3 protein-coding genes are annotated in these 2,755 nt (G+C 77.4%); 2 read left to right on the plus strand and 1 reads right to left on the minus strand.

What is annotated here, in order from left to right; genetic code table 11:
- The coding region (locus tag ABEB16_RS17095; RefSeq protein WP_345713428.1) for an ATP-dependent helicase at positions 1-1,811 on the minus strand (1,811 nt) is incomplete at its 3' end.
- A 136-nt stretch (positions 1,812-1,947) separates the two neighbouring features.
- Here ABEB16_RS17095 and ABEB16_RS17100 point away from each other — a divergent pair.
- Together ABEB16_RS17100 and ABEB16_RS17105 are read left to right on the plus strand one after the other, a co-directional pair.
- The gene (locus ABEB16_RS17100) at positions 1,948-2,202 is read left to right on the plus strand and encodes a mycoredoxin (protein WP_345713429.1); all 255 of its coding nucleotides are present in this window, start codon (positions 1,948-1,950) and stop codon (positions 2,200-2,202) included.
- 104 nt (positions 2,203-2,306) lie between these two features.
- Positions 2,307-2,755, plus strand: a 449-nt coding sequence (locus tag ABEB16_RS17105) for a nucleoside/nucleotide kinase family protein (protein ID WP_486335994.1), incomplete at its 3' end; no start/stop codon positions are given.

Below are 2,755 nucleotides of genomic sequence, written 5' to 3' on the forward strand. Positions count from 1 at the left end.
CGGTGAGCAGCGCGACGCGCAGCTGCTCGGCGACGAACCCGTGCTGCACCGACGCCGTCGAGGAACCGGGAGGGCGAGCGGGAGGCCCGGCCGCCGGGCGTGCGCGCCGCGGCCCAGGAGACGTGGACCTCCTCGCGGGCGCGGGTGACGCCCACGTAGAGCAGGCGGCGCTCCTCCTCCACGTCGTCGGGGGTGTCGGCGAAGGAGATCGGCAGCAGGCCCTCGCTGACGCCCACCAGGTGCACGACGTCCCACTCCAGGCCCTTGGCGGCGTGCAGCGAGGCCAGCGTCACGCCGTCGACGGTGGGGGCGTGCTGGGCGGAGGCGCGCTCGTCGAGCTCGGCCACCAGGTCCGACAGCACCGATCCGGGGCGCTTGACCGCCAGGTCGTCGGCGAGGACGACGAGGGCCTGCAGGGACTCCCAGCGGTCGCGCACGGCCCCGGTGGCGCCCGGGGCGCGCTCGGACCAGCCCGCCGAGCCCAGCACGTCGCGGACCTCGGCGCCGAGCTCGCTGCCGGGGGCCTGGGCGCGGGCGGCGCCGCGCAGCAGCACGACGGCGTCGCGGACCTCGCGGCGGGAGAAGAACCGCTCCCCGCCGCGCAGCACGTACGGCACGCCGGCGTCGGCCAGGGCCTGCTCCAGCGCCTGCGACTGCCCGTTGGTGCGGAAGAGGACGGCGACCTCGCGGGCCGGGCGGCCGGCGCGGACGGCCTTGGCGATGCGCGCGGCGACCCCGGCGGCCTCCGCGACGTCGTCGTCGTAGGCGGTGAAGGTCGGCGCCGGGCCGGGCGGGCGCTGGGCCACCAGCTCCAGGCGCGCGCGGGCGGCGGCGCCGGTGGCCTGCGACAGCACGGTGTTGGCGAAGCCCACGACCTGCGGCGTGGAGCGGTAGTCGCGCACGAGCTTGACGACCGTGGCGCCCGGGTGGCGGCGGGGGAAGTCCAGCAGGTGCTCGGGGGTGGCCCCGGCGAAGGAGTAGATCGTCTGGCTGGCGTCACCCACCACGCACAGGTCCTCGCGGCCGCCGACCCACAGGTCGAGCAGGCGCTGCTGCAGGGGGGAGACGTCCTGGTACTCGTCGACGACGAAGTGGCGGTACTGCTGGCGCACGGCCGCGGCGACGTCGGGGCGCTCGTCGAGGACCCCGACGGTGAGCAGCAGGACGTCCTCGAAGTCGATGGCACCGCGGTCGGCCTTGACCTCCTCGTAGGTGCGCAGCACCCGCGCCACCGCCTGCAGGTCCAGGCCCCCCGGCTCGCCGCGGCCCCGCCGCGCCGCCTGCGCGGCGTAGTCGTCGACGTCGACGAGCATGACCTTGGCCCACTCCACCTCCGCCGACAGGTCCCGGACCCGGGCGCGGTCGGCCTGCAGGCGCAGGCGCGAGCAGGCGTCGGCCACCAGGGGGGCCTTGTGCTCCAGCAGGGACGGCAGCGAGCCGCCCACCGCCTGCGGCCAGAAGAACTGCAGCTGGCGCAGCGCCGCGGCGTGGAAGGTGCGCGCCTGCACCCCCGCCACGCCGAGGTCGCGCAGCCGGGTGCGCATCTCCCCCGCCGCGCGGGCCGTGAAGGTCACCGCGAGCACCCGCTGCGGCACCAGCGCCCCGGAGTGCACGCCGTAGGCGATCCGGTGCGTGATGGCCCGCGTCTTGCCCGTGCCCGCCCCGGCCAGGACGCAGACGGGCCCGTCCAGGGTCGTCGCGACGAGGCGCTGCTCGGGGTCGAGGCCCTCCAGCACGGAGTCCGCGGTGACGGGGGCGGGGCCCGCGCCGACGGGGGCGGGGCCGCTCGGGGAGGTGGTGGGAGTCGCCATGGCCCGGCCAGTGTGGCAGGCGCCACCGACGGGAAGAGGGCGGCGAGCCGGGCGGTTGCCCCGGAGGGTCCCGTCCACGGGGCACCCGCGCCCCGGGCAGGCACCGGCGCGCGCAGCGGACGCGAAGGAGAGCACCATGCAGGCCCCCGCCGCCGGCACCGTCACCATGTTCTCGACGACCTGGTGCGGCTACTGCCGCCGCCTCAAGACCCAGATGGACCGGGAGGGCATCGCCTACTCCGAGGTGAACATCGAGGAGCAGCCCGACGCGGCGGACTTCGTCATGCAGGTCAACGGCGGCAACCAGACCGTGCCCACGCTGCTCTTCCCCGACGGCAGCGCGGCCACCAACCCGTCGCTGGCCGAGGTCAAGCAGCGGCTGTCGGCCTGAGCGGCGCCCGCGGCGGCGCGTTCCGCCCCACGGCGCCGGAGGACTTCGCACGACGCTGGGCCGCCGCGCTGCCCGCCGGTGCGCGCATCGGCGTGGACGGGGCCGTGGACGCCGACACCGCGGGGCTGGCCGACCACGTCGCCGCGGCCCTGCGCGAGCTCGGCCGCGGCGTCGTCCGGGTGTCGTGGCGGGGGTTCTGGCGCTCGCGCTCGCTGCGGCTGGAGCACGGCCGCGACGACCCGGACTCCTACTACGAGCTGTGGGCGGACGTGGCGGGGCTGCGTCGGGAGGTGCTGGACACGATGCGCCCCGGCGGGCCGTGGACGTGGCTGCCGAGCCTGTGGGACGCCGAGCGGGACCGGGCCAGCCGCGCGCCGCGGCGGCAGGCGCCGCCCGGGACCGCGGTCGTCCTCGACGGCCCGTTCCTGCTGCGCCCGGAGCTGGGCGGCGCGCTCGACGCGGTGGTGCACCTGCAGACCTCCGACGCGGCCGTGCGCCGGCGGGTGCCGGCCGGCGAGGCGGGGCAGGTGCTCGGCGCCTGGCACCGCTACCT

Origin of the sequence: Kineococcus glutinatus (assembly GCF_039542765.1) — a bacterium.
In the GTDB taxonomy this organism is placed as follows: Bacteria; Actinomycetota; Actinomycetes; order Actinomycetales; family Kineococcaceae; genus Kineococcus_A; species Kineococcus_A glutinatus.

Coding starts and splice junctions, on each gene's coding strand:
- ABEB16_RS17100 (WP_345713429.1), top strand. CDS start 1,948: ATGCAGGCCCCCGCCGCCGGCACCGTCACCATGTTCTCGACGACCTGG.